22 protein-coding genes and 1 tRNA gene are annotated in these 23,186 nt (G+C 57.9%); 9 read left to right on the forward strand and 14 right to left on the reverse strand.

Annotated elements, in window-relative coordinates:
* Window positions 1-120: 120 nt before the first annotated feature.
* A tRNA-Met gene (locus tag B5495_RS14535) sits at window positions 121-227 on the reverse strand.
* A 445-nt stretch (window positions 228-672) separates the two neighbouring features.
* Between B5495_RS14535 and B5495_RS01255 the strand changes: the two genes are divergently transcribed.
* Window positions 673-1,821, forward strand: a complete 1,149-nt coding sequence (locus B5495_RS01255) for a PD-(D/E)XK nuclease family protein (RefSeq protein ID WP_172824507.1) — start codon at window positions 673-675, stop codon at window positions 1,819-1,821.
* Window positions 1,822-1,926: 105 nt separating this feature from the next.
* Here B5495_RS01255 and B5495_RS01260 read toward each other — a convergent pair whose 3' ends face one another.
* The 4 genes from B5495_RS01260 to B5495_RS14880 all read right to left on the reverse strand — a co-directional run bounded on the left by B5495_RS01260 (window position 1,927) and on the right by B5495_RS14880 (window position 4,472).
* Window positions 1,927-2,964, reverse strand: coding sequence for a helix-turn-helix transcriptional regulator (locus tag B5495_RS01260; protein WP_079550622.1), 1,038 nt, complete (start codon window positions 2,962-2,964; stop codon window positions 1,927-1,929).
* Window positions 2,965-3,077: 113 nt separating this feature from the next.
* Window positions 3,078-3,758, reverse strand: coding sequence for a DUF2201 family putative metallopeptidase (locus B5495_RS01265; RefSeq protein WP_079550624.1), 681 nt, complete (start codon window positions 3,756-3,758; stop codon window positions 3,078-3,080).
* 106 nt (window positions 3,759-3,864) lie between these two features.
* Window positions 3,865-4,101: a hypothetical protein gene (locus tag B5495_RS15085; protein WP_422822028.1), complete on the reverse strand. Its 237-nt coding sequence runs from the start codon at window positions 4,099-4,101 to the stop codon at window positions 3,865-3,867.
* Entirely contained in the window at window positions 4,017-4,472 is a 456-nt protein-coding gene (locus B5495_RS14880; protein ID WP_231897210.1) for a hypothetical protein, read from the reverse strand. Before B5495_RS14880 ends, B5495_RS15085 begins: the two co-directional genes overlap by 85 nt.
* A gap of 226 nt (window positions 4,473-4,698) precedes the next feature.
* On the opposite strand from B5495_RS14880, the gene B5495_RS01275 reads away from it, so the two are divergent.
* The 3 genes from B5495_RS01275 (at window position 4,699) to B5495_RS01285 (ending at window position 6,964) form a co-directional block, all read left to right on the forward strand.
* A complete protein-coding gene (locus tag B5495_RS01275; RefSeq protein ID WP_079550629.1) occupies window positions 4,699-5,115 on the forward strand; it encodes a DUF6088 family protein in 417 nt (138 codons plus the stop codon).
* Complete coding sequence (locus B5495_RS01280; RefSeq protein ID WP_079550632.1) at window positions 5,112-6,056, forward strand: nucleotidyl transferase AbiEii/AbiGii toxin family protein; 945 nt, start codon at window positions 5,112-5,114, stop codon at window positions 6,054-6,056. The genes B5495_RS01275 and B5495_RS01280 overlap by 4 nt, the downstream gene beginning before the upstream one ends.
* Window positions 6,057-6,334: 278 nt before the next feature.
* The gene (locus B5495_RS01285; RefSeq protein ID WP_154045167.1) at window positions 6,335-6,964 is read left to right on the forward strand and encodes a hypothetical protein; all 630 of its coding nucleotides are present in this window, start codon (window positions 6,335-6,337) and stop codon (window positions 6,962-6,964) included.
* A 21-nt stretch (window positions 6,965-6,985) separates the two neighbouring features.
* Here the strand turns inward: B5495_RS01285 and B5495_RS01290 are convergent, their stop codons facing one another.
* From B5495_RS01290 to B5495_RS01305, 4 genes are all read right to left on the reverse strand, one after another.
* Window positions 6,986-7,498, reverse strand: coding sequence for an opioid growth factor receptor-related protein (locus B5495_RS01290; protein ID WP_079550636.1), 513 nt, complete (start codon window positions 7,496-7,498; stop codon window positions 6,986-6,988).
* Between the two features lie 64 nt (window positions 7,499-7,562).
* Window positions 7,563-9,158: an IS66 family transposase gene (gene tnpC / locus B5495_RS01295; RefSeq protein WP_079550638.1), complete on the reverse strand. Its 1,596-nt coding sequence runs from the start codon at window positions 9,156-9,158 to the stop codon at window positions 7,563-7,565.
* 44 nt (window positions 9,159-9,202) lie between these two features.
* Window positions 9,203-9,559, reverse strand: coding sequence for an IS66 family insertion sequence element accessory protein TnpB (gene tnpB / locus B5495_RS01300; RefSeq protein ID WP_079550639.1), 357 nt, complete (start codon window positions 9,557-9,559; stop codon window positions 9,203-9,205).
* Window positions 9,556-9,765, reverse strand: coding sequence for a hypothetical protein (locus B5495_RS01305; RefSeq protein ID WP_079550641.1), 210 nt, complete (start codon window positions 9,763-9,765; stop codon window positions 9,556-9,558). Before B5495_RS01305 ends, tnpB begins: the two co-directional genes overlap by 4 nt.
* Before the next feature lie 67 nt (window positions 9,766-9,832).
* On the opposite strand from B5495_RS01305, the gene B5495_RS01310 reads away from it, so the two are divergent.
* The gene (locus B5495_RS01310) at window positions 9,833-10,618 is read left to right on the forward strand and encodes a hypothetical protein (RefSeq protein ID WP_154045169.1); all 786 of its coding nucleotides are present in this window, start codon (window positions 9,833-9,835) and stop codon (window positions 10,616-10,618) included.
* A 429-nt stretch (window positions 10,619-11,047) separates the two neighbouring features.
* Window positions 11,048-12,065 (forward strand): IS630 family transposase gene (locus B5495_RS01315; RefSeq protein WP_154045171.1). Its coding sequence is split into 2 segments (ribosomal slippage): window positions 11,048-11,437 and window positions 11,439-12,065, totalling 1,017 coding nucleotides; the frame shifts between segments, so codons are not numbered across the junction.
* 292 nt (window positions 12,066-12,357) lie between these two features.
* Here the strand turns inward: B5495_RS01315 and B5495_RS01320 are convergent.
* Both B5495_RS01320 and ppnN read right to left on the reverse strand, forming a co-directional pair.
* Entirely contained in the window at window positions 12,358-12,801 is a 444-nt protein-coding gene (locus B5495_RS01320) for an ECs1072 family phage-associated protein (RefSeq protein ID WP_079550645.1), read from the reverse strand.
* A gap of 240 nt (window positions 12,802-13,041) precedes the next feature.
* Complete coding sequence (ppnN, locus tag B5495_RS01325; RefSeq protein ID WP_422822012.1) at window positions 13,042-14,439, reverse strand: nucleotide 5'-monophosphate nucleosidase PpnN; 1,398 nt, start codon at window positions 14,437-14,439, stop codon at window positions 13,042-13,044.
* 192 nt (window positions 14,440-14,631) lie between these two features.
* Between ppnN and B5495_RS01330 the strand changes: the two genes are divergently transcribed.
* Window positions 14,632-15,510 (forward strand): LysR family transcriptional regulator, encoded by an 879-nt coding sequence (locus tag B5495_RS01330; RefSeq protein ID WP_079550647.1) that lies wholly within the window; start codon window positions 14,632-14,634, stop codon window positions 15,508-15,510.
* Window positions 15,511-15,604: 94 nt separating this feature from the next.
* Here B5495_RS01330 and gcvP read toward each other — a convergent pair whose 3' ends face one another.
* Together gcvP and gcvH are read right to left on the reverse strand one after the other, a co-directional pair.
* On the reverse strand, window positions 15,605-18,553 hold the full coding sequence (gene gcvP, locus B5495_RS01335) for an aminomethyl-transferring glycine dehydrogenase (protein ID WP_079550648.1): 2,949 nt from the start codon (window positions 18,551-18,553) through the stop codon (window positions 15,605-15,607).
* An 81-nt stretch (window positions 18,554-18,634) separates the two neighbouring features.
* Window positions 18,635-19,021, reverse strand: coding sequence for a glycine cleavage system protein GcvH (gene gcvH, locus B5495_RS01340; protein ID WP_079550650.1), 387 nt, complete (start codon window positions 19,019-19,021; stop codon window positions 18,635-18,637).
* A 414-nt stretch (window positions 19,022-19,435) separates the two neighbouring features.
* On the opposite strand from gcvH, the gene B5495_RS01345 reads away from it, so the two are divergent.
* Together B5495_RS01345 and gcvT are read left to right on the forward strand one after the other, a co-directional pair.
* Window positions 19,436-20,839: an alanine/glycine:cation symporter family protein gene (locus B5495_RS01345; RefSeq protein WP_079550653.1), complete on the forward strand. Its 1,404-nt coding sequence runs from the start codon at window positions 19,436-19,438 to the stop codon at window positions 20,837-20,839.
* A 200-nt stretch (window positions 20,840-21,039) separates the two neighbouring features.
* Window positions 21,040-22,152 (forward strand): glycine cleavage system aminomethyltransferase GcvT, encoded by a 1,113-nt coding sequence (gcvT, locus tag B5495_RS01350; RefSeq protein WP_079550655.1) that lies wholly within the window; start codon window positions 21,040-21,042, stop codon window positions 22,150-22,152.
* 157 nt (window positions 22,153-22,309) lie between these two features.
* Here gcvT and B5495_RS01355 read toward each other — a convergent pair whose 3' ends face one another.
* Window positions 22,310-23,179: a LysM peptidoglycan-binding domain-containing protein gene (locus B5495_RS01355; RefSeq protein WP_154045175.1), complete on the reverse strand. Its 870-nt coding sequence runs from the start codon at window positions 23,177-23,179 to the stop codon at window positions 22,310-22,312.
* Window positions 23,180-23,186: the final 7 nt, after the last annotated feature.

Raw genomic sequence — 23,186 nt, forward strand, 5'->3', positions numbered from 1 at the left:
TTAAATAGTGGTAGCGGGGACCGCCGGTGTGAAACAAGAGCGAACCGATGACCTTCGGGCTAGGCACACACGCAACAAAAAAGGCAGACCAGTAAGTAACTGATCTGCCTCTCGAAATAGTGGTAGCGGGGACCGGATTTGAACCGATGACCTTCGGGTTATGAGGCTGATTGAAGTCGATTTTCTTATTTTTTCTTATGTGGCACAAAATGCCGTTAATCCCCGCCATGATGCGGCTTGTAGCGGTTTTTGAAGAGAGAATAATGTCGTTTGGCGTCAATTGTGGCCTGACGAGCTTGTCACAAAATAAAAAGTGAATTTTACGGCAAATTTTGACCTTGAGGCAGTGAAGCGTTGTGTCCATGAATATCCCACGTTGTTTTTCATCTCAGGCTAAGCATGTCAACCATCCTGCTGACGTTTGTGTAGCTCTAATTCGAACGGTGTGGCAAGGAAGTCAGAACAGAGAATATCAGTCATTGCTTTGGCCAAGTCTTACCACCAGCAACCCCCGAACTGCTGGGTGCCATGATTTGCTATCTTCGCCAGCTCAGCTCAAGCCAAACCTTGGGCCGTTGTACTGCAAGATAAATGGCTATCACGCTACTCTTCCAAGCGTATGATCCAACCTGTGCTAATGTAGCCGGGCTCTATCATCGACAAGGATGCTATATGGACGATTCTCTATTGGTTAGCCTTCGACAGTATCGCCCCCGGGAGGGGCGTGACTCTCTTGAGGATTTCATCACTGAGGTTTTTGCCTGGCTGCTACGCAATGTGGAAGGAGTGGCTGCAAAGGTGCTTGAAACTACCGTCATGCGCATGCGAGCGGACCGCAGAATCGATGTTCCAATGTGCGATGTGACTTGGGACACCCAAGTAGCCTATCCCGGAGCTCGCCTAGACATGCTGGCGCAATGGGCGGGCGGGGCGATCCTGTTCGAGCACAAGGTGCATGCCGCACTGCATCAGGAGCAGGTTCTCCGCTACCAAGAACTTGCCCAGAACCACTTTGAGGGCCAAGAAGCTAGAGTCGTTGTGATCAGTACGACCTTTGATCAACATCGCTCCGAAGCCGATGGCTGCCTCTGTTGGCACCACATCTACACCGCACTGGAAGAGTATGTCGGCCAATGCGATAACGCGACCGAGCAGTTTCATATCGACAGCTTTTTGGCCCTATTGCGCCATGAGGGACTGCATCCCGCTGCTCCCATCGACCATCAGGCCATCCGCTATTATCCTATCGCTGGAAAGTTGCCAAACCAGATTTCGCAGGCTCTTTCTCCTCTAGCCGGCAGGCACTGGCCGCTTGAAGGTGGATACGAGAGTTCCATGAAGAATTATCGGTGGGGACGCCTTGGCTTTGAGCTAGTGCATGCGTCTGGCCCCGTCAAATGGATGCCTGGGATCTTTGTTGGCGTCATCCTGGATGGGACCGATCACTCGGTACAGCATCGCCATCCCGATCAGGTCATGCTGCAGATGATTTTGGATTTCTCGCACGCGCTGCATCAGACCTACAGTTATCTGCCAAGTTACCTCTCTCTGGTGGAGTCCCTGAGAGAGGGAGCACCAAGCACACGTTGGTCGTTTTATCACCATAGAGAGGAAGATCGCTCCAATAATTATCATCCCATCTACCTGGAAACCCCGCTGTTGGACGTTTTGCGCGGTACTCAGACCATTGAGGACCAGCAGGAAGCCTTGTATGCGGCCATCTGCGAGGCACTTCAGCTTCTACAACATGATCGCTGTCTGTCGGCTCTCACTGAAGAATGCCGAGCGACCCTTGAAGCTGAGTTACTTCCCAGTGACTGAGCTAATGCCATCTGGTTATGCTGAGATCGAGTGTAATGGTCAAGTATTTACGGCCACTGCCTATATGGTGAAGCTTATCGGGGTGTCCGCTTCAATTAGATCGCTTTAAGTATCGTCGTGGACAGCCGAGGCATCATCCGCATAGTGCGCCAGCACCCGCTCGGCGGTGGCTTTTAGCTCGTCGCGCCATGCACTGGGCGCCAGTACCTTGACGTTGGCGCCGAGCCCCATTAGCCACCAGAGTGTTTGTTGATCGTCGGGGACACGGGCAGTTAAGCGGTACCAGTCCGAGCCTGGAAGTGCTTCGATGGACTGCTCGTGGGAGAGCGGCGTTTCCTGCAAAAGCCAAGCGACTGACCGAGCGATATCCGCGCTCAAGGTAACGTCGTGCGCTCCTTGCCGGTAACCAAAAGCGCCGCCTTGAATGTATGTATCAATATTGAAGTCTTCTCTGGCGCGCCACGGCTGCTCGCTTAACGCTGCGTGCCTGACTCGATGCAGCGCGAACTGACGAATATCGGCGTAGCTGTTCACCGTGGCCAGCAGGTAGGTCACGCTGTGCCGGCTGACCATCCCTTGGGGGTGTAGCGTCAACGGTTTCTCGGTTTCACTGCTGCGCGACAGATAGGTCACGTCGATGGCCTTTTGCTCCAGCAGCGCCTCAGTGACTACTTGCCAAGTATCTGCATTCAACTCGGCTGGAATCAGCGCCTTGCCGTTGGGAATCGCGCGCACCTTGCGTGCCCAGCGGCTCAGCCCGTTGGACGACAGCTCATCCAGCAGCCGACGGGCATCGGTAAAGTGCGGCGACAGCTGACCGATAACCACCGGTGGTAGCAGGCCCTTGAGGTACTCTTCGGCAAGTACCAGCGTGAGCGCACTGGGCACGTCCAGTGCAGGTAGGTTGCAATGAAAATCCCGATCAAAATACCAACGATAGGGCTTTTGGCTGTCGTCGCAGACCAGCGGAAAGTGCACGGAAAGGCGGTCGCGCAAATCGCGCTGGAGCGAGCGAGAATCAATCTGAAAGCCACGCTCGGCCAGCTTTTCCTTCAGCACCGGCGTAGAAGCACGCCCCGGATAACGCGGAATCAGTTGCAGCAGCGTCAAATAACGAAACAGCGTATCGCGCAGATCAGACATGGTGCCCCTTGTGATGATTGTTTGGGTGACTGGCTTGATGACCGTTGTGGAGATAGTCATGGAGAAGCTGCTGAGAATGCCGTGGCAATAATCACATAAAGCTAATGCACAGTTTAGCGCGATACACAAAACGCGGCGACCATAGTGGGCAGTGCCGGTATCTCACGCGCGGCTAAATGCGCTCGGCGTCGCCACAGGGCAATAAGCGCAGGATCAGCCAAGGCGGAAGCCCCGTATAGCCAAAGGGCTGCCGGATGAATATCCGGCGTGGATTCACTCTGTGGCGAAGGGTGGTCCGCCAGCCAGTGGTACACCTGCAAGGCACTGTGTCCGCAGCGTGCGGGAAATAGCACGGCGTTATCAGAAAGCGGCACATCAAGCGCCAGCAACAGGCTGTTGATTTCGTGGTCGCAGGCAAGGTGCCAGCGATGGGCATGTACGCCTAACGGTGCATACAGGTGGCCGGCAACACAGTGCCAGATCAGGTGTGCGTGCCAAAAGCGGCGCTCAGTATCGGTTAGCGTTGCGCTATACACGGGGCAAAAATACAGATAGCGGCCATCGGTACTGACGGTGGTAAACCCTGGTTGCTCAACCGGCTGTAACGTCAGGCAGTGGCTGAGCCAGCCCAATACTGGCAAAGCGTCTTCCCAATGCTTGCGGTCCTGCTGCCATTTTTCCAGTTCTTGATCGGCTTGCGATGAAAGCGCAGCACTCAACGCAGGAGTAGGGTGAGATGAGCAACGGTTGAGAGATGAGGTGTGGTCAGGAGCTACCGTGTTGAGCGTATTCATTTGCTACCATCCGAAAAACCCAGTGAATGGCAACAGGCTAGGCGATGGGTGCGACAGGGCAGGACGCATGCCTGCCAATATGGTTAGATAGACAAAGCCAACAGTTTTATAAGGCTGATTTAAAAACAGTTTCATCCCTTGTTGCTTGCTCAAGCCATGCCTGAATCTTGCTCAACGCCGCCGTTGAGGGTCTGGCGTTAGCCGTGCCGCTGGCCTCGCTGAGCACCCATGAAGCGCCTTGGGGGCGTAGCGCTACGGTCACGGATTCAGGGTCGTGCATGTGATAAAGCGCCACCTGACCCGCCGCCACGGTGCCGTGGTAGGCGCCGACGCAGTGCTGCATGTGGCGTCCTTCTTGTAGCAGCCCGTCCCAGCTGATGATCGGCTCAATGCAGGCGTTCCCCGGCAGCGGCGGTTCGGGATAGAAACCGTATCGCTGCAAAAGGTCTCGGGCGACCATGCCTCAAGGGCACCGCGCTCCACCAGTAGCACCAGCAATAGCGGCGCGCTGACTGCCAGATCGCGCGCGGCAGCAAACCGGCTGCATACCTGAGCCAGCTCCACGCCCAGAAAAGGGGCCACGCGAATCACCGCGCGCACGCCTTCAGGCATTCCCGCCAGCAGGTGCTCACCTTGCACCTCTTTCAGCATCTCCCTGCCAATACCCGGTGGCGCCAAAAAATCGCCCCGCGCGAGCACGTCGCCTTCACTCATGCTATGCCAGCCAGTCCTGAAAACGAGCAAGCATGAGCAGGGCTCCTGTACGGGGTGATCGCCAAGCGCGGGGCGCGGCGTATTTTGGGTCACAATATATTATATAAGGCCATGATATATAATAATTTTATTTTAATTAATGCGATTTTTGTTGTCGTGTTTTTGCCTCTTTACAGTGGGCGTTATAGACTATGAGTCATGAGAGCTCGGCGTCTGGAGGTGTGACATGCGCACTGAACCCCTTAAAACCCGCATACGCGATAAGATCCGCAAGAGTCGGCGGACGGTATTTCTGCGCGACGACTTCGCCGTGTTGGGTGACTACGACCAAGTCGGCCGGGCGCTTCGGCAACTGGAAGCCCAAGGGCGTGTGGTTCGCGTCGGCAAAGGACTCTATGCCAAAGCGCGTCAAAACCGCATTACCGGCCAACCGATGCTGGCAGCCCCTGGCGGCTTTACTCAGGTCGCCAAGGAGGCGCTAAATCGCCTGGGCGTACAATGGGAACCTGCCAGCGCGGAAAAAGCCTATCAGGCGGGCAGCACGCAAATTCCCGCGCGCGTCGTGGTCAGGGTAAAGGGACCGTTTCAGCGGCGTATTGCCTACGGAAAATACCGCTTGGGTATTGAGCGCGCTTCAGCATGAACATTGATCCGGGGTTATTTCCTGACGTAGCCGATGCACTGGGCATTGATAGCCCTGCCATCGTGGAAAAGGATGCGTACGCCGTACAGTTGCTGAGCTTGTTGTCAGGGCTTCACTCAGCGCGTTTCACTCTGGTGTTTGCGGGTGGAACGAGCTTGGCAAAAGCACATCGCAACCTTTTCCGTATGTCCGAGGATATCGATATCAAGCTGGTGGCTCGTGAAGGCGTGGCAGAGGAGATGTCGAGAACCGCCTTGAAGGCGGCTCGCAAAGCGGTGTTAACCGAGATTACCCAGCTCATCCATGAATCCGCCGTGTTTGAGCTTGACCCCGAGCATGGCATCGCCAAGCGTAATGAATACCGCTATGCCGAATTCACGGTTCGCTATCCCCGGACGCAGGCTGGCATCTCCGCTCTTCGGCCAGACTTGAAGCTGGATATCACGGCCTCTGAGTTGTTTGAGCCTGTCGTAACGTGCTCTGTCAGTTCCCTGTATGCCGATGCTTTGCAACATTCCCCGGAAATAGCGTCTTTTCCCGTGGTCTCTATACAGGCCACGATCAGTGAAAAATTGGTGGCGTTGCTCCGTCGCACCGCGCATGTTGGCCGTGACCGTTCTTGCTACGATGATGAAACCCTGATCAGACACGTCTACGACCTTCACATCATCGCGGCATCCGGCTACGACGCCACGGCATTGAGCAGCTTGATCCACAACGTCGTACAGACGGATGCGGAACAACTCGGGCGTCAACATCCACAATTTTTGGCAGCGCCGATACCCGAGCTACTGTATGGCCTTGAATGTTTGCGTACCAACCCCGTTCATCAAGTGCGTTATGAGCGCTTTATTGGGCCGCTGGTGTATCACGATACCCCGGCATCCTGGCATGTTGCCTTGCAAACGGTGACTGAACTGACTCATAACCTGTTGCGCTAGCCGTCCTTACAGCGTGTTCGTTACCCCTCACGGCATTAGCGAAGCCTCTCTCAGCATTTCCCAGCCAATGCTCAGCGGCGCCAATCTGGCAAGAGGAGTATCAGTGATGATGCTGTCGTTATGCGACATTTACTGTCGCATAACGATGTTATTAATAGGACGAGGTCTGATAGGCGTATGCTGCTAAGTGAAAATGAGCAGTAAACTGAAAGACTTGGGCGATTGGCTGGTCCGCTAATCATCCGGGTTTCGATAGCTAATAAAAAATCAGGAAAGTGATGAAATCTTCACCCAATAATCGAATAAACGCTATTATGAGCGCACTATTGGCGGCTCATGCTGATGCACAGCAGCTGTCCCGCTCATCTTTGAACCGCATGCCCGAGTTCTTTATGGCGGTGCGTGTGGCTGATTATTTTGCCGCGCATTTTCGTAATTTTCATTATCGGCTTGAAGCACAGGTGAAGCGCACCTTTGAGGCTTCTGATATGCCGGCTGAGGAGGTGGAAAAGCTACTTCAAGATTCCGATCTGCGTCCTGATGGCCGCTTCGACCTGGTGTTGCAAACAAGCAAGAAGGGGACAACGGCGCATATTCTGGAGTTTAAGCGTGGCGATACTATGCGCGGACTGATCAGCGATATTCGCCGTTTGGCCAAGGTTTGCGCCTATGCCGACCGCCATAGTTTGCAGACCAACTATCTGGTGCTGACGCGTAGCTGCCCTTCTGAGCGGGATACCACTGATCGCCTGGTTGAGCGGATCAATACCGCGCTTGATGAAATAGATTTGGGTCATATTGGTATCAATGTTGTCTGCTCTGAGAAGCTGGAGCCGTATCTTAACCGTGACCATCAGCCCGTCGCCAACCGTGCTTTTCAAATTGTGGTTCTCGAGGTCCAGAGGTAAATCGGTAGCGAGCGCGGGGCCTCAATGGCGATTGGCATTACGCCAGTAGGCTACTGACTGAGCAGATACGATGCCCTGTGTTGTTCCCAGCGAAATAACCGCCTGCTGAAACGATGCCGCAAACTCCGGCTGATGGCACAGATGCAGGCTGCGTATGATGCGCGAAATACGTAGGTGGTTGTGCCCGCCAGCTTTTAGCCAGATGTGGGTGGCAATATCGAGTTCCGGCAGCGCAACAACCGCTTGGCCTTCGCGGGTCAGGCCGTAAAACCTGAGCATCACGTCCAGCGAATGGCGCTGGCGTTCACGTAGCGCGGTGTCTTCGGCAAATGCCTCGCAGATGCCGTCGGTAAGCAGCGGCGCAAAGGTATTGAAGCGGCTCGCTTCGGGAATGGGAAACAGCCACTGAATGTAGTCGTGGATGTGTTCCAGCCAAAAGGCATCAAGCTGCCAGATGTCGTCAATAGTGCGCTCTTGGTGATCGGGCGCTTCGCCGCGATAAAAGTCGATTAGCGGAGAGATGGAGTGGCTCATGCGTATGGCTCCTGAGGTTAGGGGCTTGTAAGCGCGCCATGAACCCCACCTGTCCCGTCCCGAATCAGGCTGGTAGGGTTTCTTCCCAGCACCAGGGTAGTAGCGCGTCGACATCGTCATCTTCGCCAAGCGTCGGCAACGTCTCGAACACGAATTGCAGGTAGTCGTAGGGCGATAAGCCGTTGGCCTTGGCCGTCTCGATCAGGCTGTAGATCGCCGCACTGGCCTGGGCACCGCTGGGTGTATGACTGAACAGCCAGTTTTTGCGGCCCACCACGAAGGGGCGGATGGCATTTTCAGCCGGGTTATTGTCCAGCGGGATCAGGCCGTCATCGAGGAAGCGCGTCAGGCGATTCCACTGGCCAGCCAGGTAGTGCAAGGCTTTGCCCAGCGCACTCTTGGGCAGGACCTGGGTCAGCGACTTGTCGAGCCAGGTGCGTAACTGGGCGATCAGCGGTCGGCTCTTCTGGTCGCGCAGCGTTTGGCGCGCATCAGGTTCCAGCGTCCTGGCCTGTGTTTCCACCGCGTAGAGCTTGCGGATCTGGTTGAGCGCCCAGCCGGCCTTGCCGGTCTTGCCTTTGGGCTGCACCTTTTGGGCGTCGACGAACTTGCGTCGCGCATGCGCCCAGCAGCCGGCGTGGGTGAGGCCATTGCGGCGCACCACTTCGGCGTAGCCTTCGTAGCCATCGGTGACCAGGCGACCGGCGTAGTCACCCAGCAGGCGCACGGGCACCCGACCCGCGCGGCTGGCGTCATAGTCGAACAGCACCACCTGCTGGCCCGGTGGTCCACCACGTTGGAGCCACATGTAAGACGTGGCGCTCGCCGGCCGGTCAGCCTCAACGTTGACCTGCAGCGTGGTCTCGTCCATGTGGATCAGCGGCGCCTGCAACAGCTGCCGGCGCAGCGCTTCGATCAGAGGCGTCAGCCGCTCACCGGCCTGAACCATCCAACGCGCCAGAGTGTTGCGCGGAATCTCGGCACCGTGGCGGGCAAAGATCTGGCTCTGCCGATAAAGCGGTAAGGCATCCTGGTACTTGGCGGTGGCCACATAGGCGAGCAACGTGGCGCTGGCATTGCTCTTGGGCAGGAGTTTGGCCGGCAGCCGGGCCACCTGTACCCCGTTTTCGCAGCGCGGGCAGGCGTACTTGTGCCGCACATGGCGGATGACCTCGACCCGTGCCGGGACCACGTGCAGCTCTTCGCTGACGTCTTCGCCGATGACCTTGAGCGCGTTACCATCGTCGGCGCAGTGACGCTCTGCCGCGTCCAGCTCATGAACGACCTCGACACGCGGAAGCGTTGACGGCAAGGCCACGCGACCACCATGGGTGCGGCGCCTGGCTGGCGGGAGAGCCTCGGGAGCCGACTCGTCAGCGGCCAGCTCGTCGGTAGCAACGGCATTGTCTTCATCCACGGCCGCTTCGGCTTCGTTGATGAGGAGATCGCCTTGCTCGACACGATACTTTTCGGTGGAGGGACCAAACTGGCGCTCGATAGCCAGCCGGAATTTCTCGAATAACGTGGCCTTGGTGGCCTCCCACGCCGCTTCCTTCTTGGCCATCAAGGCCAACAGGCGCTCATTTTCTGCCTCAGAAGTGGCCAGCTTGCGCTGCAGCTGGCCGACCGTATTAGCGGTGTGGGAAGCGGTAGACATCATGCGGATATTTTATCAAATCCCGCCTCGCAATGGGAGCGAAATCACTACCCAACTGATTGAAAATCAAGTGCCTTATGCGGCTGCATGGCGCTGAGGTCGTAGCCATCGAGAAGCCAGTTGAGTTCCTGGCCCGAGAGCGTGACAGTATCGCCCTTCAGTCGGTCGGGCCACTTGAAGCGCTCGCGCTCCAGGCGCTTGTACCAGACCACGAACCCGTTGCACTCCCAGAACAGCAGCTTCACCTTGTCGCGCTTGCGGTTGCCGAACACGAACACTGCCTTGTCGAAGGGGTTGAGCTCCATGGCCTCCTGGACGAGCAAGGCCAGGCCATCGATCTGCTTGCGCATGTCGACCGGCTCGCGGCACAGATAGACTCGCAGTCCAGTATCCGGCCGGATCATTGCATCACCTCCACGGCGACAAAGCGCGCTGGCCGATGGCGCGGTGGCACCGATATCCCCTGCACAATGATCCGCTTCTCCCAGGCGAGTAGTGAGGCCAGGTCAAGTTGTTGCTGGGTGGCGTATTCACTTAGCGGCTGCTGCCGGGATGACGCATGAAACAGATGGCCCAGCCAGTAGGCCTGTGTCGATGTCAGCTCATTCATGGTGTCCTCCTTGCTATTGGATGGCACCAGTCTGATCGACGTTATTCAACAGCAAAAGATGGAGTTCGTGGATCGCTTACGTTGTTTTGCATTTTTTGCCATGATTCGTTTTCTTATTGTTATGGTTGTTATGATGAATGGCCTAGTGGATCAGGCATTCGTGGAAAAAAATATAGAACCAAAAATGCAAGAAATTAAGGAAGCTAGTCATGAGGTTTCACAAGATGCCAGGTCAGGAGGTGAGCTTGATCAGGATAAAAGACAGGGCTTGATTGAAATGCGTAATGAGCTTAAGGAACAGCGTACAAAAGTCGATCAGGATATACAAAAAAGCGAGAAGCTGTTAGCAGGTTCAAAAGAAAATATTAGTCTCATCGAAGATCAAGTTAACGCTATGAAGGATAAAATGGGAACAGTTGAGAAACTCAACGTTTTCTCAAGAGAAGAAGAGTATGCCGATGCAATAGATACGTTTGAAGTAGCGCAGTCGGAGGTAGAAGAAGTACAGGAACGTCTGGAGAATCTTGAGGATCAGCGTAACACCATTGATCATGATGTTCAGAAAACCAGCGATATACTGGCCGGGAAAAATGTTGACGAAGGCTGGATGACCAGCATGAGGAACAAAATAGCCAGTTTCAGGGATATGGCGAAGTGGGAGCGTATTGTGACAACAGTCAGGGATATTATTCCCACGATGGTAAAGCTGATGGCCGCATTTCTTTTGAAGACGCTTGTGATGCCCCTCATTTTTCTGGCTTTATTTATAAAGGGGTTTAAGTATATTTGGGGTATTGATCCAAGGAAATGGGCAAAAAATGAATATGCTAAAATGCGGAAAATAGAAGAATAATAGGCTAGAAAAAAAAGCAAAATGCCGGGGTGATGCGCTTCATCCCGGTATCTTGGTACTTTGTATCATCAGAGCTTTTTGGTTTTTCTGCATCTCTAAGTAGGTGTCGGATCCCATGTGATTAGCCACCCGTTGAGTCAATAACTCAGGCCATTTGCTCTGGCCGACTCCCGCATCCGTTATCCCCATTCCATAGACGTCTCTTGATCTGGTGTATGGCTCATCATATCGGCATCTTGCGACGCCGTGTGTCGCATTAGCCTGTTACTCTGCTTCAAGGCTATAAGCAACGGGAGGCAGTATGGACACACTGACGCTGGATAGCTGCGGCGGCGCGGCACTTTTTGGCCCTTGCGGTAACGCTGATAAGTGCCTGACCTTAAGTTTTCGTGTAACATCGATGTTTCGATCGCTGACACGGATGCACCCATGGTAAAGCGCCGCTTCGTTGCCCCTCTCACTGAATCTGAACAGCAGACGCTGACCTCGGCTTATCACCACGGTGAGAAGCGAGTCCTACGCAGGCGCGCTCATGCCATTCTGCTGAGTGATCAAGGCCATACGATCAACCAAATCAGTGAGATACTGCAAGTTCGACGCGATGCCGTATCACGGTGGCTCAAGCAGTGGGAAGTGTCGGGTCGCGACGGGATCATCGACAAGCCGCGCAGTGGCCGGCCGCCTATCCTGGATGAGCACGACCACCAGCGACTGAAGGAGCTGGTCGCCGAGCAGCCTCATCAGATTCGCTCCTTGCAGGCTCGCCTGCAAGAAGAGACCGGAAAGACGGTCAGCACGGTGACCCTTCGCCGGGTGTTGAAAAAAAAATCACCATAGCTTCAAGCGCATTCGGCACTCACTAAAGGCGCGACGTGACGAAACGGATTTCCGTAATACCCAGGGCCTCTTGAAGGCGCTGCAAAAGCGGGAAGATCAGGGCGAGCACGAGCTCTATTACTTTGATGAATCGGGCTTTTCGCAATCTTCATCGGTGCCGTATGCATGGAGTCCCATCGGCAAACCCTGGGAGGTGACCGCCTACTCATATAGCCGAAGGCTGAACGTGCTGGGGTTCCTTAGCCGAACAGGGAAGCTGGTTTACCACACCACCACCGAGTCGGTTACGACGGAGACCGTCATCGAGGCATTTGACCAGTTTGTGGCCCAGAAAGACCCAGACGCCTTCGCCGTGGTGGTGCTCGACAATGCTAGCATGCATCGCTCCAAGGCTTTCAGGCACAAGATAGTGGAGTGGATGTCGCATCGAGTGTATCTGATCTACCTGTCTGCCTACTCGCCGGAGCTGAACCTGATCGAAATTCTGTGGCGGCAGATGAAGTACACTTGGCTGCCCTTGACCGCCTACCGTTCGTTCGACCGTCTCTGCGATGAGGTCCATCGCCTACTCGGAGGTTACCGAGCTAATAACGCGATTAATTTTGAATAACCACTTACCATGTTTTTACGCTTACCTCCAATTTAGCTATAACGAAATAATGGCGGATGCCGTTTCTGGGTGAAACACGCCCATTGGATGGCAGGTTGGTTCCTTTCGGCTCGGCAGAGACTGACGGGTGAGGCCGTTGACAGTCTCGCTGGTACCATGGCTGCCGTGGGCTGTGTGTACCCGCACCGACGATCAGGATTTCTACATGCACGACGTGAGAGGTCTTATCCCAAATCGGTCAAGTTCAATGTGAAACTTCCTGCAGTCGCAATAGGGGGCGAGTTTCCGCAGGTCACACGACATCATCAGCGTCGTCTTTAAAAAACTGCGACTGGCCGTGCTCGATAAAGCCTTCCAGCCCGGCGGTGGTGATGTCGAGACGGCAGGCGTCCAGGGCTTCGTCGGGCAGCTTGAAGCGACTTAGCTCCTTGTGCAGCGCGAGTATCATATCGGTGTCGCTTAGCGCTCGGGCGGTGTCGGGCGTCCAGTTGTACTTCTCCATTACCAGCAGCTCCAGTACCCGGCGACCGGCAAGCGGTGTCCAGGGCGCGGCGCGGGTCTGGCGAACTTCCTGGCCAAAACACGCGAGCAGAAACCGCGGGAAACAGTCACCGAGCGCTTTTTCAGCGGCCTGCTGGCTGTCCAGCGCGGGATATTCCTCACTCACCCAGCGCTGTGATTCTTTCAGCAGATCGTCCCACACGCTGGGGTAATCCATCTGTATCAGATTAGGCATGTTGTACTCCTCCTGCCGGCGAGCGGCGTTTCGTCCTTGTGCCCCGTTGTGTCGTCTTGTCGTGACACCTCTTGTTGTTACTTTAGCTGACTGGCCGCTAAAGACCATCTGGCGAGTTTGACCCGCCGGTTATTGTTGCCAAGGGCCGATACTCGCTCGCACCGGCTGTATTCAAGTACTGCTATTCAAGCGCCGTTATTTAAAAACATGTTATTCAAGGGCACGTTATTCCAGAACACGCTATTTAAGAACATAACAGGGTGTGTAGGGCTGGCCGTCGAGCTTCATGCGCCCCTGGGCGACAAACGAGGTGAGCAGGGCGTCGAGCTTTTGCATCAGCGCGGGTTCGGCGCTGAGTTCGAACGGACCGTGGGCAGCAATGGCGCGAATGCCGTCTTCCTTGACGTTACCCGCGACGATGCCCGAAAACGCCCGGCGCAAGTTGGCCGCAAGCTCGTGGGTGGGCTGCTGGCGATGCAGCTTGAGGCTTTGCATGGCAGCGTGGCTGGGCTCGAAGGGCGCCTGGAAGTCCCGCGCGACGGTCAGGCGCCAGTTATAGTAGAAGGCGTCCTGATGGGTGCGGCGAAACTCGGTGATGTCATCGATGCCCTGGCGCATGTTGCGAGCTACGTCGGCCGGGTTGCCGGTGATGATGGTGTAGTAGCGGCGAATACCCTCGCCCAGGGTGTACACCAGAAATTCGTCGATCTTGTTGAAGTAATCCGCAGAGCTGGCCGGCCCGGTCAGAATCAGCGGGTAGGGCATGTCGGCGTTTTCCGGATGCAGCAGGATGCCCAGCAGGTAAAGGATCTCTTCCGCCGTGCCGACGCCACCGGGAAACACGATAATACCGTGGCCGAGGCGCACGAAGGCCTCCAGGCGCTTTTCGATATCCGGCATGACCACCAGTTCGTTGACGATGGGATTGGGCGACTCGGCGGCGATGATGCCGGGCTCGGAAATCCCCAGGTAGCGGCTGTCGCTGCGGCGCTGCTTGGCGTGGGCGAGATTGGCGCCTTTCATCGGGCCTTTCATTGCACCGGGGCCGCAGCCGGTGCAGATGTCGAGGTCGCGCAGGCCCAGCTGATAGCCAACGTCCTTGGTATATTCGTACTCTTCGCGCGAGATCGAGTGCCCGCCCCAGCACACCACCAGGCTGGGGTCGCGGCTGGGCTTGAGCGTGCCGGCCTTGCGCAGAATATGAAACACCGCGTTGGTAGTACCTTCCGCGGTGGCAAGGTCAAAGCGGTTGTGCTGCTGGATTTCGTTATACACGTAGACGATATCGCGGATCACCGCCGAGAGATGCTCGCGGATGCCGCGAATCATGCGCCCGTCAACAAAGGCTTCGGCCGGGGCGTTGGTCAGCTTGAGGCGAATGCCGCGATCCTGCTGCAGCACTTCGATATCGAAATCCTTGTAGGCTTCCAGCAGCGCCAGGCTGTCATCGGTGGGCATGCCGCTGTTAAGCACGGCCAGCGAGCAGCGGCGGAGTAAATCGTGCAACCCCGTCTTCGAGGTGCGCTTGAGCCGATTCACCTCGTGTTGCGAGAGCACTTCAAGGCTGCCTTCCGGCGAAATGATGCTGGAAAGCGTCGGGCGTTTTGTGACGGTGTCGCTCATCGTGGGGCTGTCCATCCTGGCATTGAGTCCTGACGTTAAGGTTTGTGGCCTATATTACCATGCTCCCCGGAGTGATACAGCGCACGCCGGGCGCTGCCGGCAGTGTGCTAACATGGCCGGCATTTAATGGGCAACGCAGGACGGCTTTGATCATGCCTCACCACAGTTTCCAGCACTGTTTTGGTTTCCAGCACTGTTTTTATCGCCATGTTTAACGCGCACTATTTCCGCACCTATATCATGCTGGTGGAAACGGGCAGTTTTACTCGCACGGCTCAGCGGCTGGAGATGACCCAGCCGGGCGTCAGCCAGCATATCCGCAAGTTGGAAGCCTACCTCGGCAAGCCGTTGCTGGAACGCCATGGGCGGCGTTTTACGCTCACCGAACAGGGGCGGCGCACTTACGACTATGCGCTCAAACTATTTGCCGAGCACGAGCAGTTTCGCCACGGGCTGGACGACGACTCGCTGGATAGCGGTGAGTGCCGCATTGCCTCGCCGGGCAGCGTGGGGCTGATGCTCTACCCGTATATTCTCGGCCAGCAGCAGATGCATCCCAACCTGACGGTCAACTACAGCTTTGCCTTTAATCACGAAATCGTGGGGGACCTGATCAGCGGCCGCTACGACGTGGGGATCGTCACCGACGCGGTGAAAAGCCCGGATCTGACCTGCACGCTGTGGCATAAAGAGCCGCTGTGCCTGGTGGTGCCCGCGGATTTTGCCGGAAGCACGCTGTCTGACCTGATGGGTATCGGTTTTATCAACTATTACGATGGCATCAGTCAGGCCACCACGCTACTGCGCGAAAACTACCCCGAGGCGTTTCGCTCGATGGTGCATTTTCGTCATCAGGGCTTTACCAACGAAGTCAGCATGGTGCTGGACGCCGTCGCGCGGGGGCTGGGGTTTACCGTGGTATCGCGGCTGGTGCTGGAAACGTCGCCCTGGCAGCGCCAGGTCAAGGAGCTGAGCCTTGAGCGTTCGGTGGATGAGCTTTTATATCTGGTGCATCGGCGCGGTGCAGCGATGCCCAGGCGTTACGCGAAACTGCTGGAAGGCTTCAAGGAGCAGCGGCTGAGCTGACCCGAGTCGGCATGAATGACAAAAAAACGCCCCGCGGCCTGTTGCTCAGTGCCGGCGGGGCGTTTGGGTTCAGCTTTCGTTGAGCGTTGCGGGTTTAGTCGCGATACTCATCGATGCTCGGGCAGGAGCAAATCAGCTGGCGGTCGCCAGAGACGTTATCGACCCGGTTGACGGCCGGCCAGTATTTGCCTGCCTTGACCGCCTCGGTGGGGAAGGCGGCAAGTTCGCGGGAGTAGGGGTGTGCCCACTCGGCGTCGGCCACGTCGGCCATGGTGTGCGGCGCGTTGACCAACGGGTTGTTCTCTAGCGGCCATTCGCCGTTTTCTACCCGGCCGATTTCGTCGCGGATGGCAATCATCGCGTCGCAGAAGCGGTCGATCTCGTAGCGCGATTCGGACTCGGTGGGCTCGATCATCAGCGTGCCCGGTACCGGGAACGACATGGTCGGCGCGTGGAAACCGTAGTCCATCAGGCGCTTGGCGACGTCTTCTTCGCTGATCCCCGAGGCGCTTTTCAGCGGGCGCACGTCGATGATGCACTCGTGCGCCACGGTGCCGTTGGCGCCGCGATACAGGATCGGGAAGTGGTCTTCCAGCCGCTTGGCGATGTAGTTGGCGTTGAGAATGGCAAGCTCGGTGGCTTCGCGCAGGCCGCGCGCGCCCATCATTTTGATGTATGCCCACGAGATCGGCAGGATCGAGGCGCTGCCAAACGCGGCCGCCGCGACGGCGGTGCTGGAGGGCTCAACGCCGTCGATGGGCGTTACGCAGTGGTTGGCAACAAAAGGTGCCAGATGGGCTTTGACGCCGATGGGGCCCATGCCCGGACCGCCGCCGCCGTGGGGAATGCAGAACGTCTTGTGCAGGTTCAAGTGCGAGACGTCGCCGCCGAAGTCGCCGGGGCGCGAGAGGCCGACCTGGGCATTCATGTTGGCGCCATCGACGTAGACTTGCCCGCCGTGGAGGTGGATGACGTCGCACACCGCGCGGACGTGGGTTTCAAACACGCCGTGGGTGGAGGGGTAGGTGATCATCACCGCGGCCAGACGTTCGCTGTACTGCTCGGCCTTGGCGGTGAGGTCGTCCAGATCGACGTTGCCGTCGACGTCGCACTCGGTGACCACCACCTTCATGCCCAGCATCGCCGCGGACGCAGGGTTGGTGCCGTGGGCGGAGCTGGGAATCAGGCAGACGTCGCGGTGCGCTTGACCCTGAGCGGCCTGGTAGCGGCGGATGGCCAGCAGGCCGGCGTATTCGCCCTGGGCGCCCGAGTTGGGCTGCATGGAAATATGGTCGTAGCCGGTGATTTCCACCAGAAACGCGGCCAACTCGTCAATCATCTGCTGGTAGCCGGTGACCTGATCACGCGGGGCGAACGGATGCAGATTCGAAAACGCCGGCCACGACACGGGAATCATCTCGCTGGTGGCGTTGAGCTTCATGGTGCAAGAGCCCAGCGGAATCATCGCGTGGGTCAGCGATAAATCCTTGTTCTCCAGACGCTTCAGGTAGCGCAGCATTTCGGTTTCGCTGCGATAGCGGGTAAACGTCGGGTGAGTCAGAAAATCGCTTTCGCGCTGGCACGCGGCGGGAATGCCGCTGTCGTCGCTGGCGGCGATGGTGTCGTCCAGCGCGGCGACTGACAGGCCGTGCTCGTCGCCCAGCAGAATATCCCACAGCAGGGTGACGTCCTGGGCGGTGCTGGTTTCGTCCAGACTGATGCCGATATCGCCGTTGTCACCTTTAGCGTCATTGAGAAAGTGACGCAGATTGGCGTCGGCGTTCATCGCCCGGCCGTGAATGCTGCCGGTATCGACGCCGGTCAGGCGCAGGGTGTCAAAGAAGCTGTCGTGGGCAAGCGTGACGCCGGCTTGCGTGAGCCCGCGCGCTAGAATCGTGGTCAGGCGATGCACGCGCCGGGCGATTTTCCGCAGCCCGTCAGCACCGTGGTAAACGGCATAAAACCCGGCGATGTTGGCCAGCAGCGCCTGCGCGGTGCAGATGTTCGAGGTGGCCTTCTCGCGGCGGATATGCTGTTCGCGGGTCTGCATTGCCATGCGCAGCGCGGTCTGGCCACGGCTGTCTTTGGAGACGCCGATGATACGCCCGGGAATCGAGCGCTTGAGCTTGTCGGTAGTGGCAAAAAACGCCGCGTGTGGGCCGCCAAAGCCCATGGGCACGCCAAAGCGCTGGGAGTTGCCCACGACGATGTCGGCACCCAGTGCGCCGGGCTCTTTCAGCAGCACCAGGCTGAGTAGATCAGTAGCGACGCTGGTCATGGTGCCGCGCTCGGCGGCGGCGCTCAGCAGCGGCTTGAGATCGCGTACTTCGCCGCCGTTGCCGGGGTATTGCAGCAGCGCGCCGAAGACGTCGTGCTCGGCGATGGCTTCGGCCGGCGCGATGATCAGCTCAAAGCCAAAGAACTCGGCACGGGTCTTGAGCACGTCGAGCGTCTGCGGGAAGACGTCGTCGGCGACAAAAAACGCGTTGGACTTGTTCTTCTTGTTGGCCCGCTTGCACAGCGCCATGGCTTCGGCGGCGGCGGTGGCTTCGTCCAGTAGCGAGGCGTTGGCCAGTTCCATGCCGGTCAGGTCCATCACCATCTGCTGGAAATTCAGCAGGCCTTCCAGCCGGCCCTGGGAGATTTCCGGCTGATACGGGGTGTAGGCGGTATACCAGCCGGGATTTTCCAGCACGTTGCGCTGAATCACGGCGGGCATGTGCGTGCCGTAGTAGCCCTGGCCGATAAAGTTGCGCGCGACGCGGTTCTGGCGGGCCAGCCCGGCGAGATACTCCAGCGCTTCGGCTTCGCTGCGCGGCTCTTCTACGTCCAGCTCACGGGCCAGGCGAATATCGCTAGGCACCGTCTTGTCGATCAGCGTGGCCATACTCGGCATATCCAGCGCGTTCAGCATGGCGTTGACGTCGTCAGTGCCGGGGCCGTTATGACGCTGGATAAACGCATCGTGATCGGCCAGCTCAGCCAGGCGAGGCGTGGCCTGTGAGCGCTTTAGAGAGGGCTGCTTTAAAGAAAACTCGGACATAAGGGGTATTCCAGACGAAAAGAAAAGCCGGGCGGGCGCGCGAAAAATGCCTGCCCGCAGGCAGGCAGACGGCAGCGGAGGTTATGCGTCGGCGTCGATAGTGGCCTTATAGGCATCGGCGTCCAGCAGCCCTTCAACGGCGCCGTCCAGACGGACTTTCATGATCCAGCCGTCTTCGTAGGGCGCTTCGTTGACGTTTTCCGGCGAATCTTCCAGCGTTTCGTTGATTTCAACAATTTCGCCGCTGATCGGCGCGTACAGGTCAGAGGCGGCTTTTACCGACTCGATAACGCCGAACTCGTCGCCCTTGGCCAGCGTCTGGCCGACGTCCGGCAGCTCGACAAACACGACGTCGCCCAGTGCTTCCTGAGCGTGATCGGAGATGCCAACGGTAACGGTGCCGTCGCCGTTGTCGAGGACCCATTCGTGGCTTTCAGCGTAGTGGCGATTCGCGGGAACTTGGCTCATTCTGCTTTCCTGTCGTCAGCGGGTGAGGAGGCACGTTTCTACACGCGCGTGCAACGCGCGAGACGCTCCCTCATAAGAAGATAAAGTGGCGCCATGTTACCGCGTTTGCCAAGGGAAACAAATTGCTTGTTGGCTCTAGGCGTCTGGCCCGAGTTGCTTTAGCGTATTGCCCGTGATGGTGCATGCGCAGTATTTTTTACTGCTGTAGTCGCTGTTGCGCATAAATATATACTACATAAGTCGAATAAGCTGCGTATTCAAGCGGTTAAACGTTGAAATCCGTGCGTGACAACATCCGCGCAGACAACCAGAATAAATGCGCGCCGGTGGTATTGGGCTGCCAGCATCCAACGCAAGTTGCCCGCTTACAATTCTAATGCGACATAGCGCCAAAGGGCATTAAGGAGAATAACAATGGAAACACTAAGCAGCGTCTTTCAGGCGATAAACGGGGTCGTGTGGGGCCCCTTGATGCTGATCCTGCTGTTGGGCGTGGGCCTTTACCTGCAGGCAGGCTTGAAAGCAATGCCCATCAGGAAGCTCGGCACCGGCTTTAAACTGCTATGGGAAGGGCGTGACGCGAAAACGCCCAAAGGGCAGGCAAAAACCGACGATGACGGCGAGATTTCACCGTTCAACGCGCTGATGACCTCGCTTTCAGCGACCATCGGCACGGGTAACATCGCCGGTGTAGCCACCGCGATTGCCCTGGGGGGGCCGGGGGCGGTCTTCTGGATGTGGATTACCGCGCTGGTGGGCATGGCCACCAAATTTGCCGAAGCGGTGTTGGCGGTGCGCTACCGTGAAACTGACAGCACCGGCTATCACGTTGGCGGGCCGATGTTCTACATCAAGAACGGTCTGGGCAGAAAGTGGCTGTGGCTGGGCGGCGCGTTTGCCTTCTTCGGTGCGGTTGCGGCGTTTGGTATCGGTAACACGGTGCAGTCCAACTCGGTCGCCGATGCCATGGACTCCACTTTCGGCGTTCCCGCATGGCTGACCGGTATCGTCATCATGGTGCTTTCCGGCGCGGTGATTCTCGGTGGTATCAAGCGTATCGCCAAGGTGGCGGGCAAGCTGGTACCGGTCATGGGCATTGCCTACATCATCGGCGGCCTCATCGTGCTGGTGATCAATGCCGATCAGCTGATCGATACGCTGGGCATGATTTTCTACTACGCCTTTAACCCGCACGCGGCGTTGGGCGGCTTTGCCGGCGCGGCAGTGATGGCGGCGGTACGCTTTGGTGTGGCACGCGGCGTGTTCTCCAACGAAGCGGGTCTGGGTAGTGCGCCAATCGCTCACGCGGCGGCCAAGACCAAAAACCCCGTGCGTCAGGGCCTGATTGCGATGCTGGGCACGTTCATCGATACCATTGTAGTGTGTACCATCACCGCGCTGGTCATCCTGACGGCATCGGTATGGGAAACCGGTGAAGCCGGCGCCTCGCTGACCGCGATGTCGTTTGATTCGGCGCTGCCGGGCTTTGGTAACGAAATCGTCTCCGTGGCGCTGGCCATCTTTGCCTTTACCACGATTCTGGGCTGGTCGTTTTACGGCGAGAAGTGCTGCCAGTTCCTGTTCGGTGCGCGTTCGATTCCGCTGTACCGCGTGGCGTTCGTGCTGGCGATTCCGCTGGGCGCCATGGCCAATCTGGGCTTCATCTGGCTGATGGCGGATACCTTCAACGCGTTGATGGCGATTCCCAACCTGATCGCACTGGCGCTGTTGTCGCCGGTAGTGTTCAAGCTGGCCAAAGCCTACTTCAACGGCGAAGATATTCGTCCGGGAGAAGAGCTGGATCACGATAAGTCGTAAGTCTGCTCTGGCCAGTCGCGGGCCACCAGCACGACGGCGCGTGGCAATGTTATGCTGAACGCGCCTTTACAGCCGGGAAGGCACCCAAGGGTGGCTTCCCGGTTTTTGTTGCCAAGTATGAAACAATATGTATGAAACCAGACGTATGAAACGATACGCATGCCAATTCACGCATGAACGTGCCAGATGAGGAACGCTGCATGACCGAACCCAAACATACGCCGCTTTTTGACCTGCACTGCGAGCTGGGGGCAAAAATGGTGCCCTTTGCCGGCTATGAAATGCCCGTTCAGTATCCCTTGGGCGTCAAGAAAGAGCATGAGCATACTCGCGCCCACTGTGGGCTGTTTGACGTCTCGCACATGGGGCAGATCAACATCTCCGGCGATAACGTGGCCGAGGCGCTGGAAACGCTGATTCCCGCGAACCTTGTCGATCTCAAGACTGGCGGCCAGCGCTACGGCATCTTCACTAGCAACGAGGGCGGGATTCTTGACGACCTGATGATGGTCAACGCCGGCGATCATTTTTATCTGGTGGTCAACGCGGCGTGCAAGGATCAGGACTTGGCGCACCTGCGCGCCAATCTGGGTGAGACTCACGAGATTGAATATCTGGACCGCGGCCTGCTGGCGCTGCAGGGCCCCGAGGCCAAAGATGTCATGGCGCGGCTGTGTCCGGCGGCCTGCGAACTGGTGTTCATGCAGCACGCCCGCTTTGAGTTGGAGGGTGAAGACGTGTGGATCAGCCGCTGCGGCTATACCGGCGAAGACGGATTCGAGCTCTCCATGCGTGCCGAGGCCACCGAGGCCATCGCCCGGCGCCTGCTGGCCGAGCCGGAAGTAGAGGCCATCGGCCTGGGTGCGCGCGACTCGTTGCGTCTGGAAGCCGGCCTGTGCCTGTACGGCCACGACATGAGCGCCGAGACCACGCCGGTGGAAGCCGGTCTGATCTGGGCCGTTAGCAAGCCGCGGCGCCACGGCGGTGAGCGCCCGGGCGGCTTTCCCGGCGCGGATGTGATTTTGCATCAGATCGATGCCAGGGATCACACGCGCAAGCGGGTCGGGCTGCTGGGCGAAGGCAAGGCGCCGGTACGCGAAGGCGCTGTGCTGGTGGACGACGCGGATAAAGAAATTGGCGTGGTAACCTCCGGCGGTTTTGGCCCCATCGTGGGCAAGCCGGTGGCCATGGGCTACGTCGAGCGCGAGTTTGAGCCGCCGGAGTCTCAGGTGTTTGCGTTGGTGCGGGGTAAAAAACGCGCCATGATCGTAACGAAAATGCCGTTTGTCGCACCGGGGCACTTTCGTGGTTAAACGCGCTGTGGCTAGTTAACTAAAAGCGTCGCGCTGAGTCGGCCAATAGACTGGTACAACCTATCGCCCCGCACGGAATTCCCGTGCGGGGCGTATTTTTGTGAGCGCATTATTTTAACCGCGTTAAACAGCCTTTTAGAGCGCTATATGAGCGGGGTTAATTCAGCAGCCGGTCAGGATCAATGGGCTTGCCGTTACGGCGCAGGTCAAACAGCAGAACAAAGCGCCCGCTGTCTTCGTTTTGCGCGATGCGGCACAGCGCATCGCCGGCTTTTACCTGCTGTCCCGTGCTGACGCTGACCTTGTCGCACAGCGCATAAACGCTTTGCAGGTTGTTGTCGTGGTGGACAATGACCACCTGGCCCAGCTGGCGCATGGTGTCGGCAAAGCTGACTTCACCGGGGGCGACGGCCTGAGCTTCGTCGCCTTGCTGGGCGGCCAGTAGCATGGGCTGCAGGCGGTCGCGGTCATCCTTGCCGTAGCGGCGCACTACGCGGTAATCATCCAGCGGCCACGGCCAGCTGCCGGCCGAAGAGGGCAGCGCTGACGTGTTGGCGGGCGACGTCCGGGTGGATGACGACGTGGCCTGCCGCGTTGGGCTCTTGCTGGCACTTGAAGCACCTGCCAGAGGTACCTTGATCAGCTGGCCGACGCGCAGCGCGCTTGGCGATGCACCGGGGTTGGCAGCCTGAAGGCGGCTGGCCCTTGCGCCAAAATGCCGTGCAACACCGGTGTAGGTATCACCCGGGCGTATCTGATAGCGGTAAGGCCCGCCCGACGGCGCGCGTTCGCGGCGGGTCGGCACCAGAATGCGCTGGCCGACCTCCAGCTTGCGTGCGCGCACGCCGGGGTTGAAGCGCTTCAGGCGCACCAATGGCACGCCGGCACGTTTGGCCAGTACGCCCAGCGTATCGCCGCGCTGGATGCTCACCCAGTGCCCGCCAAGGCTGGTCGAGCTGGCGGTCTTGGCAGGCGTTGCGTTTGTTGAGTCAGTGGCACAGCCCGCCAACAGGCAGAGCAGTAGCATGGTGACG

The sequence above is a fragment of the Vreelandella subglaciescola genome, assembly GCF_900142895.1.
In the GTDB taxonomy this organism is placed as follows: domain Bacteria; phylum Pseudomonadota; class Gammaproteobacteria; order Pseudomonadales; family Halomonadaceae; genus Vreelandella; species Vreelandella subglaciescola.

Bases quoted from the DNA above. Each gene is read 5' to 3' on its own strand.
- B5495_RS01255 (WP_172824507.1), top strand. From the start codon at position 673: ATGGACGATTCTCTATTGGTTAGCCTTCGACAGTATCGCCCCCGGGAG.
- B5495_RS01260 (WP_079550622.1), bottom strand. From the start codon at position 2,964: ATGTCTGATCTGCGCGATACGCTGTTTCGTTATTTGACGCTGCTGCAA.
- B5495_RS01265 (WP_079550624.1), bottom strand. From the start codon at position 3,758: ATGAATACGCTCAACACGGTAGCTCCTGACCACACCTCATCTCTCAAC.
- B5495_RS15085 (WP_422822028.1), bottom strand. From the start codon at position 4,101: ATGCAGCACTGCGTCGGCGCCTACCACGGCACCGTGGCGGCGGGTCAG.
- B5495_RS14880 (WP_231897210.1), bottom strand. From the start codon at position 4,472: ATGAGTGAAGGCGACGTGCTCGCGCGGGGCGATTTTTTGGCGCCACCG.
- B5495_RS01275 (WP_079550629.1), top strand. From the start codon at position 4,699: ATGCGCACTGAACCCCTTAAAACCCGCATACGCGATAAGATCCGCAAG.
- B5495_RS01280 (WP_079550632.1), top strand. From the start codon at position 5,112: ATGAACATTGATCCGGGGTTATTTCCTGACGTAGCCGATGCACTGGGC.
- B5495_RS01285 (WP_154045167.1), top strand. From the start codon at position 6,335: ATGAAATCTTCACCCAATAATCGAATAAACGCTATTATGAGCGCACTA.
- B5495_RS01290 (WP_079550636.1), bottom strand. From the start codon at position 7,498: ATGAGCCACTCCATCTCTCCGCTAATCGACTTTTATCGCGGCGAAGCG.
- tnpC (WP_079550638.1), bottom strand. From the start codon at position 9,158: ATGATGTCTACCGCTTCCCACACCGCTAATACGGTCGGCCAGCTGCAG.
- tnpB (WP_079550639.1), bottom strand. From the start codon at position 9,559: ATGATCCGGCCGGATACTGGACTGCGAGTCTATCTGTGCCGCGAGCCG.
- B5495_RS01305 (WP_079550641.1), bottom strand. From the start codon at position 9,765: ATGAATGAGCTGACATCGACACAGGCCTACTGGCTGGGCCATCTGTTT.
- B5495_RS01320 (WP_079550645.1), bottom strand. From the start codon at position 12,801: ATGCCTAATCTGATACAGATGGATTACCCCAGCGTGTGGGACGATCTG.
- ppnN (WP_422822012.1), bottom strand. From the start codon at position 14,439: ATGGACAGCCCCACGATGAGCGACACCGTCACAAAACGCCCGACGCTT.
- B5495_RS01330 (WP_079550647.1), top strand. From the start codon at position 14,632: ATGTTTAACGCGCACTATTTCCGCACCTATATCATGCTGGTGGAAACG.
- gcvP (WP_079550648.1), bottom strand. From the start codon at position 18,553: ATGTCCGAGTTTTCTTTAAAGCAGCCCTCTCTAAAGCGCTCACAGGCC.
- gcvH (WP_079550650.1), bottom strand. From the start codon at position 19,021: ATGAGCCAAGTTCCCGCGAATCGCCACTACGCTGAAAGCCACGAATGG.
- B5495_RS01345 (WP_079550653.1), top strand. From the start codon at position 19,436: ATGGAAACACTAAGCAGCGTCTTTCAGGCGATAAACGGGGTCGTGTGG.
- gcvT (WP_079550655.1), top strand. From the start codon at position 21,040: ATGACCGAACCCAAACATACGCCGCTTTTTGACCTGCACTGCGAGCTG.
- B5495_RS01355 (WP_154045175.1), bottom strand. From the start codon at position 23,179: ATGCTACTGCTCTGCCTGTTGGCGGGCTGTGCCACTGACTCAACAAAC.